The organism is Pseudoalteromonas sp. NZS127 (genome assembly GCF_015864805.1).
GTDB lineage: Bacteria > Pseudomonadota > Gammaproteobacteria > Enterobacterales > Alteromonadaceae > Pseudoalteromonas > Pseudoalteromonas nigrifaciens.
This window is the reverse complement of record NZ_JADYWN010000001.1, coordinates 326,682-343,512: the sequence shown is the minus strand read 5'-3', so window position 1 is coordinate 343,512 and position 16,831 is coordinate 326,682. Positions and strand designations below refer to the sequence as shown.

The following is a 16,831-nucleotide window of genomic DNA, read 5'->3' as shown; positions in this document are numbered from 1 at the left end:
ATCATTCCTCGTTTAACATTGGTAAGTCTAGGTTTTGCTCTTTTGCACAATTTTTTGCTATATCGTAGCCTGCATCTGCGTGGCGCATAACTCCAGTTGCAGGGTCGTTCCACAGTACGCGGGCAATACGCTGTTTTGCTTCGTCGCTGCCATCAGCCACAATAACTACGCCTGCATGTTGGCTAAAGCCCATACCTACACCGCCGCCGTGGTGTAGCGATACCCAAGTAGCACCACTGGCAGTGTTAAGGAGTGCATTGAGTAATGGCCAATCAGATACCGCATCAGAGCCATCTTTCATAGCTTCGGTTTCGCGGTTAGGGCTAGCAACCGAGCCTGAGTCGAGGTGGTCGCGACCAATAACAACTGGGGCTTTAAGCTCGCCATTTTTAACCATGTTGTTAAAAGCGAGCGCAAGACGGGCTCTGTCTTTTAATCCTACCCAGCAAATACGCGCCGGTAAGCCTTGAAACTGAATGCGTTCACGCGCCATATCAAGCCAGTTATGTAAGTGTGCGTCATCGGGGATTAACTCTTTAACTTTGGCATCGGTTTTATAAATATCTTCGGGGTCGCCCGACAGTGCCACCCATCTAAATGGGCCAATGCCTTCGCAAAATAAAGGACGAATATACGCAGGGACAAACCCCGGAAAATCAAACGCGTTACTTACTCCTTCATCAAATGCCATTTGCCGAATATTGTTGCCATAATCAGTGGTAGCAGCGCCCGCTTGTTGCAGCGCGAGCATAGCGCTTACTTGCACCGCCATTGATTGCTTAGCTGCTGTTACAACCGCTTTTGGGTCTTGTTCGCGCATTTTAGCTGCATGTTCCATGCTCCAGCCTTGCGGTAAATAGCCATTTAGCGGATCGTGTGCTGAGGTTTGATCGGTGACCACATCGGGAGTAACGCTACTTTTAACTAAAGTGCTAAACACATCGGCAGCATTACCAAGTAACCCGACCGAAAGAGCGTCACCTTTTACGCACGCATCAGTTATAAGTTGTAGTGCGTGTTCGAGGTTATTGGCTTTAATATCTACGTAACCGGTTTTTATTCTAAAATCGATACGGGTTTCATCGCATTCCACCACTAATGCACAAAAGCCTGCCATAGTTGCAGCAAGAGGTTGTGCGCCGCCCATGCCACCAAGCCCGCCAGTTAATACCCATTTACCTTTAGCACTGCCAGCAAAATGTTGTTTAGCCATGGCCACAAAAGTTTCGTAAGTGCCTTGCACTATGCCTTGTGAGCCAATGTAAATCCAAGATCCCGCGGTCATTTGCCCGTACATCATCAAGCCCTTTTTATCGAGCTCGTTAAAGTGCTCCCAATTAGCCCAGTGCGGTACTAAGTTAGAATTAGCTATGAGTACTCGCGGCGCATTACTGTGGGTTTTAAATACCCCTACAGGTTTACCCGATTGTACGAGTAGCGTTTCGTCATCTTCGAGTCTATCGAGAGTTGCTATAATTTTGTCGTAACTGGGCCAGTCACGTGCAGCGCGACCAATGCCGCCATAAACAACTAATGCATGGGGATGCTCTGCAACGTCAGGGTCTAAGTTATTCATTAACATGCGTTTAGCGGCTTCGGTTTGCCAACTTTTAGCGCTAATTTTATCGCCGTGGGGGGCGCGTATTGTGCGGTTGTTGTCGAGTCGATTGTTCATATTTACTCCTGTTGTAGTTTTTAATTATTATTTTTAAAAGTTAAGTGACCACCTAAACGATACTTACTCCCTGGTGAAACAAGTCGGGCATAACTCACAATGCCGTTGCTTGACCAAGTACGGCGAATGAGTTGCAGGCAAGGTTCTTGACTCGATAAGTTAAGCCACTGGCACATTTGTTTATTGGGCATAATGGCTTCCACTGTATGCGTTGCTTGGGTAAGCGGGGCTACATTCGATAAGTACTCATGTGGAGTAAGTAGCGTAAAATTTTGTTGTAAGTACTGCGTGGCAAAAGTGGGATTTACAAAGCGCTCCTCTATTTGCAGTGGTTTAGTATTTTCGTTATGCAGCAATACACTGCGATACACAGTGCTGTTAACTTTAATACCCAGTGCAATGGCAATACTAGTGATTGCGGGTAGCGACTCAAGGGCCAATACCGTACAGCTATAATTACCATTGCGTTCTTTTACTTCATCGGCAATATTTTTAATTTCAAGCAATGACGACTGCGATTTAAAGCTAGCAACAAAGGTGCCTAACCCTTGGCTGCGAGTTAAAATTCCCGCCTCGGTTAGCTCGCTTAATGCGCGTCGAGCGGTCATACGGCTTACAGAAAATTGATTGCTTAGCTCGTTTTCAGAAGGCACACGCTGGTTTTCTTGCCATGTAGCACTGCTAATTTTATCAACTATAAACTGTTTTATTTGTGCAAATTTAGGCGTTGTCATGGTGTATTTAATTGTATTAAAAATAAACTATAAGATTAAGATGGCATAATTACCTTGTATATACAAGATGGGTTGTTAGACTATATTTTAGTCATTATAAAAAACACAAGGGCGCGCAATATGCAAAGTGCAACACCAGGTTATGAATTAGAAGATATTGATTTACTGCTTACCGATGCCAACATTGCCACTATGGATAGTGCTGTAGAGGCGCCTTATGGCGCGATAGAAAATGCAGCCTTAGCAATCAAAAATGGAAAAATTATGTGGCTAGGTGAGCAAAAAAACTTACCTAGTTTTGATGTGTTTGCAACGCCTACCTTGAGTATAAAAGGGCAATGGTTAACCCCAGGGTTAATAGATTGCCACACGCATTTAGTATTTGCAGGCTCTAGATCAGAGGAGTTTGAGCAGCGCTTACAAGGGGTGAGTTATGAGCAAATTGCTGCCCAAGGTGGCGGTATAACTAGTACAGTTAAAGCCACCCGCGCTGCCGATCATGAGCAGTTATTTGTAGCCGCCAAAGATAGGTTAAATACGTTACTGGCAGAGGGCGTGACAACTGTTGAAATAAAGTCGGGTTATGGACTCGATACTGCCAACGAAGTAAAAATATTAGAAGTGGCGCGCTTACTTGATGAGCATCACCCTATTAATATTAAAACCACCTTCTTAGGGGCGCATGCGCTACCACCAGAGTACAAAGGGCGTAGCGATGACTATATTGATTTAGTATGTAACGATATGCTTGATCAGGTAGTGGCTAATAACCTTGCTGATGCGGTTGATGTTTTTTGTGAGAATGTAGGCTTTAGCTATACCCAAACTAAGAGGGTGTTCGAGGCGGCAAAAAAACATAACTTGCCAGTAAAATGCCATGCCGAGCAGCTCTCTAATCAACACGGTGCTGAGCTGGTGGCGCAATTTAACGGGCTATCGGCTGATCATATTGAATACCTAGATGAAGATGGCGTAAAAGCGATGGCACAGGCCGGCACAGTAGCAGTATTGTTGCCTGGCGCATTTTACTTTTTAAGAGAAACACAACTTCCGCCAATAGCTTTGCTTAATCAATATAAAGTGCCTATAGCGATTGCTAGCGACTTTAATCCGGGCACCTCACCGCTGTGTTCGCTACAATTAATGATGAATATGGCATGCACATTATTTAGATTAACACCCGAGCAGTCACTTGCTGGAGTAACTCGTAATGCTGCTAAAGCTTTAGGATTAACAGACCGCGGAGTTTTAAAAGTAGGTGCGAGGGCCGACATTGCACATTGGCAAATAAGCCATCCAGCACAATTAAGTTACCAGTTTGGGGTAAATAAACTGTTAAACTTATGGATTATGGGTAAACTTATTTAGTCACACCTTTACCCCAGACCGATAAGTAGGCCTTAATATTTATGCTTTTATTTAATTTTTTAGCCAGTACCAGTAGTGCTAATTTGAGCTTGCTTAGCGACAGTGGCTTGCCGGTTTTTTTTAGTGGCGCCTTACTTATGGCGATGATCGCTACCTTGCTGAGCGTAAAAAATACAGCATCTAGATTAAGCTACTTATGCACAGGGTTAATAGGGTTGGCTATTTTAAGCAGTGGTGCTGCATGGCTTAGCGCTTTACTCGCATTAGGTTTTGGCTTTAATTTGTGGCATGCAATTGTACATAAAAACAAGCTGTTAATTATATTAAGTGCACTTGCTGCGGTGTTGTTTATAGCATTACTTATAGCCATTGCAGCGTTTGGCATTGCACTGTTTTGGATTGTTAGTGCGGTGTTGTTATTATCATTAACTGGGTTTATTACTAATAATGAGACACTTAATCAAGCGCCCTTGAAGCAGCAGCAAGCAGCACCTGAACATTACATCGAAAGCTCTCCGCTGGCCTCTTTTGCCGATAAACAAAAATTACGTCAAGGTTATAATACGTGGCGTAATAAAGCACCGTCACTAGGGGCGTTGGTAATTCTTCGTTTAGAAGGTTTTGAGCAAGTTAATCAGCATATTGGGCGTGATTTTGGTGATTTACTGCTTGCTCAGTCGGCGAATAGAATAAAAGAATTACTCAATAATGATGGCATTGTATCGTTAGAGGACGATGAAAAACTAGCCCATTTAGGAGGGCTTAATTTTGCTTTTATTTGTAACTTAGCCAGCCATAAACACTTGCATGAAAAAATAATTACCGAAATATTTGGCGCTACACTTAAACCTTTTAATGTGGCTAACTGCACTATAGAAGTGACCGCAAGAGCAAGCTATGTGCATTGTAATGAGCAAGATGAAGACTTTGATAATTTAATTAAATCGGCTTATTTAGCACTTGATAGCCAGCCAAAACAACAGGTGGTTGCTTATCATCAACAAATGATGATCGAGCAGTTAGAGCAGCAAGCACGATTAAAAGAGCTTGCAGAAATTGATTTCACCAATGAGTTCGAGCTGTATTTTCAGCCGGTTATTGTAAATGATAATGGCCAAATTGAATTTTTAGAACTATTACTGCGTTGGCAGCATCCTAAGCAAGGCATACTTTCAGCGAGTCGTTTTATTGATGATATTAGAATTGCAGGGCTTGCTTACCCACTGGCTATATTTGTTATAGAGCGCGCTGCTGAACTTGCAATGGCATTGCGTATGGAGGGCTTTGCAGTGCCATTGAGCATTAATGTATTTGGCCCTGAAATGCTCAATGAAGAGTTTGTAGAATTTGTAACGAGTGCTATGAAAGAGCATAACTTAAGGCCTGGCGATTTAATTGTTGAGTGCCCGCTACATATTTTTACTAACCTAGATGACAAAGGGCGAGCCATGATTGCGCGGCTTAATAATATAGGCTTAAAAGTGTGTGTTGATGGTTTGGGCGATAACCCCGTTTCGCTCTCTAAGTTACCTAGTTTAGCGGTAGAATACATTAAAGTCGCGCCAGCATTAACTGCTGATTTTAGTAATCAAAACAATATTCGCAGCCTAGTTGTTGGTATGGTACAAATGCATAATCAACAAAGTACTAAGGTTATTTTTGAAGGGGTTGAAACCCTAGATCAGCTTAAATTTGTAAAAAGCCTAAAAGGCTATGCTGCACAAGGCTATTATTTTGGCCACCCATTAAGCAGTGTTGGTTTAATGAGCTGGTTAAAGCAGTGGCAATTAGCGCAGCAGCAAAGTAATTAAGCACACTCTTTGGCTTGCAGGTAACTATTCACTAGTGCGCTAATAACTTGTCCGCAATGCACTTTACCGGCTTTAATCCCGCTGGGATGTTGAATGGGAGCTGCTTCGCATAAGTGTAAGTAGTGAGAGTGGCGGTTGCTTGCAGCTAAATGCACAAAGTGCTCAGCGTCACTTACGCTAAAACCACTACAGGTATAAGCACTTACAGGCATAAATGCAATGCTATCTAAATCAACCTCAACACCTAGAGGCGCTGCATCAAAACTCTTCAGCGCATTGCTCACTGCTTGAGTTAGATTAATTTCACGTTTAACGGCGATTGACTGATAGCTATTAAAAGTAAAATTAGCAGCGGCTAACGCATCTATAATAGCTTGATTGTTTTTTAGCTCGTGCAAGCCAATAACATGGTAACTTTTTAAACACTGCGCGCTGTACGCATAGCTAAAGCCATTACCACTGTGGCGGCCTTCGCATTCTCGAAAGTCGGCGTGGGGATCAAAATTTATAGCGTTAATAGCGGTGTTTTTATACTTAGCTAACGCTTTTATAATACCTAAGCAATTATTATGGCCACCACCAATAACAATGGGTTCAAGCCCCGCTTTAAATATTAAACTTAATATAGCTTCTACGCGTTGATCAAGTTGCTCACATAACTCACGCAACTGTGTTAAATGGGCAGGTTTTTGGTTGTCGAGTAGAGCGCTTTGCGCCATTAAATCAGCTGTGTGCACTTCGCCAAGTAACAGTACTTTTTGCGTGGCAATAAATTGATTATAAGGCTGGTTTAAAAAACGTTGTAAAAAAGCCGGCCATGCTTGCTCTGCACCCCCGGCTCCTAAGTTTGCTTTTGGGCCAATATCTTCACAAATACCCAGTAACACGTAGCGCATGCCAAATTGTGCGGCATCGCTAAGCGCTTGTTGTATATTTACGTCGGTATCGAGTAATGACATTGACTGCCATACTTTGGTTTCGTTAGCGCGACTAGTGCAAAACGACTTAACCGCGCTTTCATCGTAAACGTTTAAATAGTGCGCCACGTTATATTTCTACGATTTCCAGTTCTAGCTCTTCTGCAGATAATACAATGCCGGTGCTGTCGGCATAAATAAAGTCATCATCAAAAAACGATACGCCAGCAAAGTTAACCCCAATGCCGTCTTCGCCTGCGCCTTGGCTATCTGCTGCAACCGGAATAGAGGCAATAGCTTGAATGCCTAAATCAAGCTCTTCAATTTCGTCTACGTGGCGTACAGCCCCGTAAACAATAATACCTTGCCAGTTGTTTTCAAGTGCAAGTTCGGCCAGTTCAATATCGATAAGCGCACGACGAGTAGAGCCACCACCGTCAATAAGTAGCACTAGGTCTGTACCATCTTGAGAAAGTAATTCACGGATAAGTTCATTATTTTCAAAACATTTAACCGTTTTAATGCGGCCACCAAAGCTGTGTCGGCCACCAAAGTTGATGAACATAGGTTCAAGCACGTCAACCACATCGGCAAAGTGGTCACATAAGTCAGAAGTGCTGTAATCCATTATTTTATCCTCAAAAGATACATTAGTTTATGCTTCAGTATACCCTCCTTATATGCAATAACAACGACTTAATCGCAGTAAATTTAGGCAAAATAGGCGGCTAATAAATAATTTGTAATCATTGGCCTATACAATGTATAGGCCTTAAGTTATTGCTGGCATATAATCCGCAACTAAATAATTGCGCGGTTAATTAAGCTAAATAACGTCACTTTAAAAAGTGCTCAGCAGTGCAGGTGTTTTAGTGTTTTTCGGTATTTCTTTCTTTGTTAAAAGCTTAAGTTATTTAAGTGTAAGTAACAGAGTTGCTCATTAAATTTTTAAAGGTGTAACAATGATTGTTTTGCAAAACTTGACCATTAAGCGGCGTTTACAGCTAAATGCTTTAACTGTTGCTTTGGCCATGCTAGCTTTTTTATATGTAATTATCACAGGTTCACAAACCACGTTAAAGTTAACGAACATCACGCAACAGGCCGAGCAGTTAAACATTCATCAGTTGCAGTTAAGTGCACATGAAAAAACCTTTTTGTTTTATAAACAGCCACAAGCACTCTCATTATTTGAACAAGAATACGCACAATTAAATAAACAAATAATTCAATTACAATCGCAAATGCAAGATTCAGAGATTGATACACAGCAGATAACCCTCTATATGCGTTTAATAAAAAGCTTTTATAGTGATTTTAATGAGGTTGTGCGACTGCAAAAAAGTATTGGCTTACATCAAGACGATGGGCTTTATGGGCAACTGCGAAGTGCTGTGCATGAAGTAGAAAGTTTGCTCAATCAACAAGATGAATACCAGCTATTGACCCTAATGCTACAGCTAAGACGTGCCGAAAAAGACTTTATGTTACGTTTGGATGAAAAATATTTAGCAAGTTTTCAAGATCATGTTGATACGTTACAGCAAAAAATAACGAGCTCATCACTAAGTCAAAACATTAAAAGTAATTTAAAAAACCTACTGTCTAATTATCAAAGTGCTTTTCAAACATTGGTAAAAGCGCAGCTTGAATTAGGTGTTGATCTAGACTCTGGCGCACTTGGGCGCATGCAACAAAGTGTAGAGCAAAGTGATCAGTTGGTAATGCAGCTAGTAGCAGATACTAAATTGCAAGTTGAAGCCAGTATAGCTAAAGCACAGTCGGTCGCTATTATGGTGTTTATTATATCGGGTATTATAGTTTTAACCCTGGTTTACTTAACCAGTCGCTCTATCATTGTACCTGTAGAGCGTATTTACCAATCTATAAACAAGATTCGACGCAATAATGATTTAACAGTAACCATTGAGCAAATTGGCAATGACGAAATTACGATTATGTCGAAAGATTTTAATAGTTTAATTGGTGACTTTAATAACCTTATAAATGAGGTGAGTGGGGCTTTAAATGCGTTAAATATCGCGACTGAAAATTTATCAGAAAGTACCGCCGCAACCAGCTCGGGTATGCAAGATCAATTACATGAAGCCGATATGGTGGCCACTGCGGCGACCGAAATGCAGGCGACCATTCAAGATATTTCACATAATACCGAAGCTGCTGCTAAAAAAGCAGAATCAACTAATTTAAGTGCGCAACAAGGTCGTAGTGAGGTTGAGTCAACCGTCGCGCATATTAGAGGGTTGTCTGACTCTTTAGAGCATGCGTCAAGTGTCGTTTCTTTATTAGAAAAAGACGGTGAAACAATAGGCTCTGTGCTTGATGTTATTCGTGCGATTGCCGATCAAACTAACTTGTTAGCGTTAAACGCTGCTATTGAAGCCGCTAGAGCGGGTGAGCAAGGCAGAGGGTTTGCTGTGGTTGCAGATGAAGTGCGCTCATTGGCTCAACGAACACAAGAATCTACAAGTGAAATAGAAGGTATAATAAATACTCTACAACAGCGCACTCAAGAAGTGGTGAGTATTATGCATCAGTGTCGCTCACAAGGTGATGAAAGTGCATCGCAAGCAAATAGAGCTGGTGAGTTACTCGGAGCAATAACCGAAGATGTGCAAACGATTATGGAAATGAGCACACAAATTGCTGTGGCAATTGATCAACAAAGCCAAGTAGCATCTGAAGTAAATAAAAATGTGGTGAGTATTCGTGATATTGCCAGAAACACCTCAGGGCACGCTGCTAACAATGCGCAAACAAGCGAAGAAGTATCAGCGCAAGCACGAGTGCTTTTTGCTGCAATTGACAAATTTAAGGTTTAAAACTTAGCAATAAAGTACCCGTATAGTTTAAGGAATAAACTTTATGGGTACGCTGTCTTTAGAGTTATTGTGCTCACTAACCCGCTTTAAATACTCATCCCATAGAGTCGCTTGCTGCGCCTGTAGTTTTGCAAAATATTGCCAGCTAAATAACCCGCTATTGTGGCCATCGTCAAAATCTAAACGCAGTGCGTAATGACCAACATGAGCAATGTTTTTAATACCAACGGATTGTTTATTGAATACTAATTTCATTGGCCCTGAACCATGTCCTTGCACTTCTGCAGAAGGAGAGTGCACACGTAAAAATTCACAACTAAATACGGCTTGGCTGTCATCATCAAAGTAAACATCTAAATTTTTGCTAACGCTGTGGTAATGTACTTTTGTTACGTGTTTCATTTTTATCTCATTAAAAAGCCCCCAGTGCGGAGGCTTTTAGTATAACTGTTTATGCAGCTAATTTTAATTAAAGAATGTAGCGGCTTAAATCTTCATCTTCAACTAGCGCACCTAAGTGTTTTTCAACATAAGCGGCGTCAACTACCAGTGATGTTCCGGCTTGCTCTGAAGCGTCATATGAAATTTCTTCCATTAGTTTTTCCATTACCGTATGTAAGCGACGAGCACCGATGTTTTCGGTTTTTTCGTTAACTTGCCAAGCGGCTTTAGCAATGCGCTCAATTGCATCATCACTAAATTCAATAGTAACTTGCTCAGTTTTAAGCAGTTCACGCTGCTGCTCGGTAAGCGATGCATGCGGCTCTGTTAAAATACGTTTAAAGTCATCAGCAGTAAGTGCTTCAAGCTCTACACGAATAGGAAGGCGACCTTGTAGCTCAGGGATCATGTCTGATGGCTTAGCCATTTGAAATGCGCCCGAAGCAATAAATAGCATATGGTCAGTTTTAACCATGCCGTGCTTAGTGCTAACCGTACAACCTTCAATTAATGGTAGTAAGTCGCGCTGTACGCCTTCACGACTAACGTCTGGACCTGATGAGTCACCGCGTTTACAAATTTTGTCTATTTCATCAATAAATACAATACCATTTTGTTCAACTGCAAAAATAGCCTGCTCTTTTAGTTCTTCAGGATTAACTAGCTTAGCGGCTTCTTCTTCACTTAATAATTTAAAGGCTTCTTTAATTTTTAACTTACGCTTAGTGCGCTTATCGCCACCCATGTTTTGAAACATGCTTTGCAACTGGTTGGTCATATCTTCCATACCAGGGGGGGCCATAATTTCTACGTTTGGTTGTGCTTGAGCTAAATCAATTTCGATTTCTTTGTCATCTAATTGGCCTTCACGTAGCTTTTTACGAAACGTTTGACGAGTTGAAGAGCTGTCATCGCGTTGGCTTTCGCCATATTGATCTTTAGCTGGTGGTAAAAGCGCATCTAAAATACGCTCTTCGGCTGCTTCTTCAGCGCGATGCTTAAACTTTTTAGTTTGTTGCTCACGCGTCATTTTAATCGCAACATCGACTAAATCGCGGATGATGGTTTCAACTTCCTTACCAACATAGCCAATTTCGGTGAATTTAGTTGCTTCTACTTTAATAAATGGCGCGTTAGCAAGCTTAGCTAAACGGCGCGCAATTTCGGTTTTACCAACACCCGTTGGGCCAATCATTAAAATATTTTTAGGTGTTACTTCATTACGTAAATCATCACTTAGCTGCATCCGGCGCCAGCGGTTACGCAGTGCAATAGCAACGGCTTTTTTAGCTTTTGCTTGACCAATAATGTGCTGATCTAGCTCGTGAACAATTTCTCTTGGGGTCATAGCAGACATAGCGGTTCCTGTTACAATTCTTCGATAGTTTGAAAGTCGTTAGTGAATACGCAGATATTGCCTGCAATGGTTAGGCTTTTTTCTACTATTTCGCGAGCACTTAAATCGGTGTTTTCCAGTAAGGCAGTTGCTGCCGATTGGGCAAAGTTACCGCCACTGCCAATGGCAATTAAGTCATTTTCTGGCTGTACTACATCACCATTACCGGTAATGATTAAAGAGGCTGTTTCGTCGGCTACAGCAAGCAGTGCTTCGAGCTTGCGCAAAGCGCGATCGCTGCGCCAGTCTTTGGCCATTTCAACCGCGGCTTTAGTGAGGTTACCTTGGTGCATTTCTAGTTTGCTTTCAAAGCGTTCGAAAAGGGTGAAGGCATCAGCAGTACCGCCGGCAAAGCCAGCAATTACTTTGCCATTATAGAGGCGTCGAACTTTACGGGCATTGCCCTTCATTACTGTGTTACCAAGCGAAACTTGGCCGTCGCCGCCAATTACAACATTGTTGCCGCGGCGTACACTTACGATAGTAGTCATATTATTCCTCATCATCGAGCTGCAGGGGCAACTCGTAAAAAACGATTATGAAGAGGTTATATGGGTGAATGGTTTATTTTCAAGTCCAGCCCCAAATTCCGCAGCCGACTATTTTTACACGTTTAAGTTTATTTTTATCGCTCTCAGCTTGGCGCTTGGTTTTATAGGGGCCTAAGCGTACTTTATACCAAATGCCACTGCTGCCTGTGGTCTCTTTTATTTCAGAAATAAGCCCTGCAAAGGCTATTTTAGCTTTTAGCAATTCAGCCTGCGGGTAGGTTCTAAACGAACCGCATTGCATAACGTAAGGGCCTTTTTGTTCAAGTTCTTTTACTTCAACCTGAATTTCGTGGTTTCTAATTTCTTTAATAAACGCAGGCGTACGTGGTACAACAACTTCTACAGGAGTTGTAGGTACAGGGTTAGCTTGTTTTTCAACTAGCTCAGGATCGGCGTTATTTTTAATAAACCATAAGCCATAAGCAAAACCTGCCACCAATAAAGTAACAATTAAAACTAACAGTATTGGAAAGGGTTTTTTAGCGGGCGCTGATTTCGCTTTTTTGCGGTTTGCTGGTTTTTTGTTAATGTAATCGTGCTGTGCCATAGCTTTATTTTGGCCTTAACCTAAATCATGTCTATAGGGTCTACGTCTAGGCTCCAGCGTACTTTTTGTGCAAGTTTGCTAGTGCTTAGATAATCAACCATTTGCGCAAGATATTGGTGCAATACGCGGCGATCTTGCGCTTGAATGTGTAATTGAAAACGATACATACCTGCTACTTTTTCAAGAGGAGCAGGTATTGGACCGAGCAATTGTATACCAGTTACCCCGCTTACTGGAACCAAATCTGTCAAAAAGTCGACGACTTGTTTTATATTGTGTCCTTGGGCGCGAACAATGGCCATATTTGTGATTGGTGGTAGGTCTGCATCTTCACGTTCACGCAGTGCAAAGCGAGCAAAATCCTGATAACCATTATTAACCAAATCTTGTAATAGTGGGTGCTCAGGAAAATGTGTTTGCAATAACACTTGGCCTGCCTCACCTGAGCGCCCAGCACGCCCGGCCACTTGCGTAACAAGTTGGGCTAAATGCTCAGTTGCTCTAAAATCACAGGAGTATAAGCCGCTGTCTACGTCTAAAATAACCACTAAACTTACATCGGCAAAGTGATGCCCTTTAGCCAACATTTGCGTGCCCACTAAAATGCGCGCGCCGCCTAGGTTTATTTCATCCAGTGCTTTTTCAAGGCTGCCTTTACGACGAGTAGAGTCGCGGTCGATACGTGTAACAGGGGTTTGTGGAAATTCACTCGATAAAAACTCTTCTATTTGCTCAGTGCCTTTACCATTAGGAAAAATTTGCGTGCTACCGCAGTCGGGGCATTGGTGTGGAACATGATATTGATCGCCACAGTGATGGCAAATCATTTGCCCAATAGCTTTATGAAAAGTGGCACTGGTGCTGCAACGCTTGCATTCGCTTAACCAGCCACATTCATGGCAAATTAACGTGGGCGAAAATCCACGACGATTTAAAAACACCATCACTTGTTTGCCACGTTTTAAATGTTGGCGCATGGTAGCAAGGCTGGCATGGGCAATGCCTGCTTGGTCGGGCTGGCCTTTCATATCGAGTAATTTAAATTGGTTATCGGTAGCGGTTTGCGCGCGCTCAGTAAGGCTCAGTAGTTGGTATTTATTATTAATTGCTTTGTGCAGGGTTTCGAGTGCCGGTGTTGCACTGCCTAATATAAGCGGAATTTTATGCTGATATGCACGATACGCAGCTAAATCACGGGCATGGTAGCGCAGCGTGTCTTGCTGTTTAAAAGACGAGTCATGTTCTTCATCAACCACTATCATGCCGAGCTTTAAAAATGGCAGAAAAATACTCGAACGTGTGCCTATTACTATGGCGCAGCTGGCTTTTTCGCAAAAACGCCAGGTTTGTAAGCGTTCATTATCGGTTAAAGCTGAATGCCAAAGCATAATGGGGGTGTCGGGAAAGCGGCGGCGAAAGCGGTTAACGGTTTGCGGGGTTAAGCCTATTTCGGGCACTAATATTAGTGCTTGTTCGCCGCGCTTTAGTACTTCTTCTAAACATTGTAAGTACACTTCTGTTTTGCCGCTACCGGTTACACCTTCTAATAAAAAGCTGCTAAAACCGCTGCTTTGATTAATTGTGGTGCAGGCAATCGCTTGCTCTTTGTTAAGTGTTGGTTTGCTACCCACTGTTGGGGCTACACTTTGCCAGTGGTTATCATGCTCAATTGACTGCGTTATGAGTGCCTTATCTATTAAGCTATCAATGGTTTTTTTACTAAAGCCCAAAGCTTTTAACTCGGTTAATGACGACTTGCCTGATTGCGATAGCTGCTTTAGTAAATTAAGTTGAGTCTTAGCTTTTAATGACGGCAGCAGCGCGCCTTTTTCCGTTAGGGCTACCATATTAATGCTGGTTTTATCAGGCGATTCGCCTTGGCGTAGTGCGCTTGGCAATGCAATATGAATGGTTTCACCCAGCGGGTAGCAATAATAACGGGCAGTAAAGCGCAGTAACTCTATGTGCTCTGCAGATAAAATTGGCGTATCGTCGATAATTTCAAAAATTGCCTTTATTTTGTTTTCAGGCACTTCGGTTGTTGTTTTAAGCGCTAAAACCACGGCTACTTTACGTTGATTACCAAAGGGTACTAACACCCGCATTCCGGGTTTTAATGGCGCAGAAGCTTCACCAAGCTGGCTATCTACTTTATAATCAAAGGTGCGCGGTAGTGGAACTTTTATAGCAACTTCAACAAAATACATAGTAACTCAACTGTTAAAAAAATAATGGGGGAGGGCGTGCTAATACTTGGCCCTAATGTACTAAAAATACAGCTAAAAACCTACTACCAAATAACCTTGTTTACTCAAAATGGTTATTTTTTTAGCAAAAATACTAATTAATGCTTGTGTGCTTGATGGTTGTTGGATAAAATCCGCCACCAATAAATTTGTTTTAACGACGTATGGTGCCAGACTCCGGGTTTGGAGAGCGATGCGGCCTTAACTAGAGGTTTCTATGAAAGAAGGTATTCACCCTAAGTACGAAGTAATTTCTGCAACTTGTTCATGTGGAAACGAATTCGAAACTAGCTCTACTCTGTGTAAAAATATTCACCTAGACGTTTGTTCTGCGTGTCACCCGTTTTACACTGGTAAGCAAAAGATTTTAGACACTGGCGGACGTGTTGATCGTTTCAACAAGCGTTTCGGTGCACTTGGTAGCAAAAAGTAATTATTGCTATTTAGTTAAAAAAAGCATCTTAGGATGCTTTTTTTATGCCTAAAAATCCTCTAACTTCCCCCTAACCTCGCTAGTTTTAAGTTTATTGCTTTTGCATAACTATTTCCTGTTCTTATTCTCGGTATGCATAAACCTTTGCAGACAAATGACCTAATATTCTCTATATTTTTAATAGCTTAATTTTAAACTCGGTTTCTAAAAGTAGCCAACATGAAGCTATGTGTTGTTAAAGCAGAATAAATAATCGCTTTTAGCTGATTTTATTCACATTTTAAAAACGCTGTTTTGTGAATAATACTTTTAACTAAAATAAGCTTGAAAAGTGCCTTTTAGCACAATTTATATTTATGAAAAGTAGCGATGTTTTTATCGAAGTTGCTGAAAATTCGCTTAAAATTAACAGATCTAGCATATAACAGGATAGACCTGATATTGCTTGGAATTTAAAAATAATAAGGGTATCGTACTTTAAGGCATGTTAAGTGTCGCTTTACTCCCTCTCACTTTAACTTAAATTGCAGGATATAATCGCGTTATGTCGGACTTTCGTGAACAAGCACTACATTATCACTCTCACCCCGTTCCAGGTAAAATCAGCATTGAGCTAACCAAGCCTGCAGAAACGGCTCATGATCTCGCTTTAGCTTATAGCCCCGGTGTAGCTGAGCCGGTGCGTGAAATTGCTGCTGACCCTGTAAATGCCTATAAGTACACAGGTAAAGGTAATTTGGTTGCAGTGATCACCAATGGTACTGCTATTTTAGGTTTAGGAAATTTAGGGCCTTTAGCGTCAAAACCGGTAATGGAAGGCAAGGCGTTGTTGTTTAAACGTTTTGCAGGCATTGACTCAATTGATATTGAAGTAAAACACCGCACCACCGAAGACTTTATAAATACTGTGGCTAATATTGCTGATACTTTTGGCGGTATTAACCTTGAAGATATTAAAGCACCAGAGTGTTTTGAAATTGAAAAGGCGCTTATTGAACGCTGTAGTATTCCTGTTTTTCATGATGATCAGCACGGCACGGCTATTGTAACGGCTGCAGGCATGATAAATGCGCTGGAAGTGCAAGGCAAAGATATTGAAGATGCAGTTATTGTATGTTTAGGTGCCGGCGCTGCAGCGATTGCTTGTATGGAGTTATTAATTAAGTGTGGTGCACTGCGTGAACATATTTATATGCTTGATCGTAAAGGTGTTATTCACACTCGCCGTGATGATTTAAACGAGTACAAACAGTTATTTGCTAACAATACCGATAAGCGTACATTACAAGATGTAATTGAAGATGCTGACGTATTTGTTGGTGTGTCGGGCCCTAACTTATTATCGGCCGATGATTTAAAATTAATGGCAGCAAAGCCAGTCGTATTTGCTTGTTCGAACCCAGACCCTGAGATTGATCCGGCACTGGCACACGGCGCACGTAGCGATTTAATTATGGCAACAGGGCGCTCAGATTACCCTAACCAAGTTAATAACGTGTTGTGTTTTCCGTTTATTTTCCGTGGTGCACTTGATGTGCGTGCCAGTGAAATTAACGATGAAATGAAAATTGCAGCAGTTGAAGCTATTCGTAGTATTGCCAAAGAGCCGGTTCCACCAGAAGTACTAAAAGCTGCCGGTGTAGATAAGCTAGCGTTTGGTGCAGAGTATATTATTCCTAAGCCTATGGACCCGCGTTTATTGCCGCGTATTGCTAAAGCAGTTGCATTAGCAGCCATTGCTTCAGGCGTAGCGCAAATAGAGCTGCCAGCAAACTATATGGAATAAGCAGCATTATGTTGCTCGGTATTAAGTTACTTCAGTGTAATTTATAGCCATAAAAAAACCTCAGCATGGCTGAGGTTTTTTTG

Annotated in this window: 14 protein-coding genes; 5 read left to right on the top strand and 9 right to left on the bottom strand. The window is 41.8% G+C overall.

All coding sequences use genetic code 11. From position 1 onward, the window contains the following. Position 1 precedes the first annotated feature (1 nt). Both hutU and hutC read right to left on the bottom strand, forming a co-directional pair. Entirely contained in the window at positions 2 to 1,675 is a 1,674-nt protein-coding gene (hutU, locus tag I6E78_RS01575) for a urocanate hydratase (RefSeq protein WP_197181837.1), read from the bottom strand. Positions 1,676 to 1,695: 20 nt separating this feature from the next. After that, complete coding sequence (gene hutC, locus I6E78_RS01570) at positions 1,696 to 2,409, bottom strand: histidine utilization repressor (protein ID WP_011329381.1); 714 nt, start codon at positions 2,407 to 2,409, stop codon at positions 1,696 to 1,698. Positions 2,410 to 2,529: 120 nt separating this feature from the next. Between hutC and hutI the strand changes: the two genes are divergently transcribed. Together hutI and I6E78_RS01560 are read left to right on the top strand one after the other, a co-directional pair. Continuing rightward, a complete protein-coding gene (gene hutI, locus I6E78_RS01565; protein WP_197181836.1) occupies positions 2,530 to 3,777 on the top strand; it encodes an imidazolonepropionase in 1,248 nt (415 codons plus the stop codon). A gap of 41 nt (positions 3,778 to 3,818) precedes the next feature. Further along, positions 3,819 to 5,588 carry an EAL domain-containing protein gene (locus I6E78_RS01560; RefSeq protein ID WP_404936204.1) on the top strand — a complete coding sequence of 590 codons (1,770 nt, stop codon included), beginning with the start codon at positions 3,819 to 3,821 and terminating at the stop codon, positions 5,586 to 5,588. Here the strand turns inward: I6E78_RS01560 and I6E78_RS01555 are convergent. Together I6E78_RS01555 and rraA are read right to left on the bottom strand one after the other, a co-directional pair. Further along, positions 5,585 to 6,634 carry a formimidoylglutamase gene (locus I6E78_RS01555; protein WP_179808229.1) on the bottom strand — a complete coding sequence of 350 codons (1,050 nt, stop codon included), beginning with the start codon at positions 6,632 to 6,634 and terminating at the stop codon, positions 5,585 to 5,587. The two genes, I6E78_RS01560 and I6E78_RS01555, sit on opposite strands and share 4 nt — an antisense overlap. A 1-nt stretch (position 6,635) precedes the next feature. Next, the gene (gene rraA, locus I6E78_RS01550; RefSeq protein ID WP_011329377.1) at positions 6,636 to 7,133 is read right to left on the bottom strand and encodes a ribonuclease E activity regulator RraA; all 498 of its coding nucleotides are present in this window, start codon (positions 7,131 to 7,133) and stop codon (positions 6,636 to 6,638) included. Between the two features lie 334 nt (positions 7,134 to 7,467). On the opposite strand from rraA, the gene I6E78_RS01545 reads away from it, so the two are divergent. Beyond that, complete coding sequence (locus tag I6E78_RS01545) at positions 7,468 to 9,348, top strand: methyl-accepting chemotaxis protein (RefSeq protein ID WP_197181835.1); 1,881 nt, start codon at positions 7,468 to 7,470, stop codon at positions 9,346 to 9,348. Between the two features lie 27 nt (positions 9,349 to 9,375). Here I6E78_RS01545 and I6E78_RS01540 read toward each other — a convergent pair whose 3' ends face one another. From I6E78_RS01540 to priA, 5 genes are all read right to left on the bottom strand, one after another. Further along, positions 9,376 to 9,750, bottom strand: a complete 375-nt coding sequence (locus tag I6E78_RS01540) for a gamma-butyrobetaine hydroxylase-like domain-containing protein (protein WP_011329375.1) — start codon at positions 9,748 to 9,750, stop codon at positions 9,376 to 9,378. Positions 9,751 to 9,817: 67 nt separating this feature from the next. Beyond that, positions 9,818 to 11,146, bottom strand: coding sequence for an HslU--HslV peptidase ATPase subunit (hslU, locus tag I6E78_RS01535; RefSeq protein ID WP_011329374.1), 1,329 nt, complete (start codon positions 11,144 to 11,146; stop codon positions 9,818 to 9,820). Between the two features lie 11 nt (positions 11,147 to 11,157). Beyond that, entirely contained in the window at positions 11,158 to 11,676 is a 519-nt protein-coding gene (gene hslV, locus I6E78_RS01530; RefSeq protein ID WP_011329373.1) for an ATP-dependent protease subunit HslV, read from the bottom strand. 79 nt (positions 11,677 to 11,755) lie between these two features. Continuing rightward, the gene (locus tag I6E78_RS01525) at positions 11,756 to 12,283 is read right to left on the bottom strand and encodes an SPOR domain-containing protein (RefSeq protein ID WP_197181834.1); all 528 of its coding nucleotides are present in this window, start codon (positions 12,281 to 12,283) and stop codon (positions 11,756 to 11,758) included. 20 nt (positions 12,284 to 12,303) lie between these two features. Then, positions 12,304 to 14,490, bottom strand: coding sequence for a primosomal protein N' (gene priA / locus I6E78_RS01520; RefSeq protein WP_197181833.1), 2,187 nt, complete (start codon positions 14,488 to 14,490; stop codon positions 12,304 to 12,306). A 256-nt stretch (positions 14,491 to 14,746) separates the two neighbouring features. On the opposite strand from priA, the gene rpmE reads away from it, so the two are divergent. Together rpmE and I6E78_RS01510 are read left to right on the top strand one after the other, a co-directional pair. Beyond that, a complete protein-coding gene (rpmE, locus tag I6E78_RS01515) occupies positions 14,747 to 14,962 on the top strand; it encodes a 50S ribosomal protein L31 (RefSeq protein WP_011329369.1) in 216 nt (71 codons plus the stop codon). Positions 14,963 to 15,506: 544 nt separating this feature from the next. After that, positions 15,507 to 16,748 carry a malic enzyme-like NAD(P)-binding protein gene (locus I6E78_RS01510; RefSeq protein ID WP_011329368.1) on the top strand — a complete coding sequence of 414 codons (1,242 nt, stop codon included), beginning with the start codon at positions 15,507 to 15,509 and terminating at the stop codon, positions 16,746 to 16,748. Positions 16,749 to 16,831: the final 83 nt, after the last annotated feature.

What these genes read in the sequence shown, in the direction of transcription:
- rraA (WP_011329377.1), bottom strand. Translation starts at nt 7,133, where the DNA reads ATGGATTACAGCACTTCTGACTTATGTGACCACTTTGCCGATGTGGTT.
- hutU (WP_197181837.1), bottom strand. Translation starts at nt 1,675, where the DNA reads ATGAACAATCGACTCGACAACAACCGCACAATACGCGCCCCCCACGGC.
- rpmE (WP_011329369.1), top strand. Translation starts at nt 14,747, where the DNA reads ATGAAAGAAGGTATTCACCCTAAGTACGAAGTAATTTCTGCAACTTGT.
- I6E78_RS01545 (WP_197181835.1), top strand. Translation starts at nt 7,468, where the DNA reads ATGATTGTTTTGCAAAACTTGACCATTAAGCGGCGTTTACAGCTAAAT.
- priA (WP_197181833.1), bottom strand. Translation starts at nt 14,490, where the DNA reads ATGTATTTTGTTGAAGTTGCTATAAAAGTTCCACTACCGCGCACCTTT.
- I6E78_RS01540 (WP_011329375.1), bottom strand. Translation starts at nt 9,750, where the DNA reads ATGAAACACGTAACAAAAGTACATTACCACAGCGTTAGCAAAAATTTA.
- hslU (WP_011329374.1), bottom strand. Translation starts at nt 11,146, where the DNA reads ATGTCTGCTATGACCCCAAGAGAAATTGTTCACGAGCTAGATCAGCAC.
- hslV (WP_011329373.1), bottom strand. Translation starts at nt 11,676, where the DNA reads ATGACTACTATCGTAAGTGTACGCCGCGGCAACAATGTTGTAATTGGC.
- hutC (WP_011329381.1), bottom strand. Translation starts at nt 2,409, where the DNA reads ATGACAACGCCTAAATTTGCACAAATAAAACAGTTTATAGTTGATAAA.
- I6E78_RS01510 (WP_011329368.1), top strand. Translation starts at nt 15,507, where the DNA reads ATGTCGGACTTTCGTGAACAAGCACTACATTATCACTCTCACCCCGTT.
- hutI (WP_197181836.1), top strand. Translation starts at nt 2,530, where the DNA reads ATGCAAAGTGCAACACCAGGTTATGAATTAGAAGATATTGATTTACTG.
- I6E78_RS01560 (WP_404936204.1), top strand. Translation starts at nt 3,819, where the DNA reads ATGCTTTTATTTAATTTTTTAGCCAGTACCAGTAGTGCTAATTTGAGC.
- I6E78_RS01525 (WP_197181834.1), bottom strand. Translation starts at nt 12,283, where the DNA reads ATGGCACAGCACGATTACATTAACAAAAAACCAGCAAACCGCAAAAAA.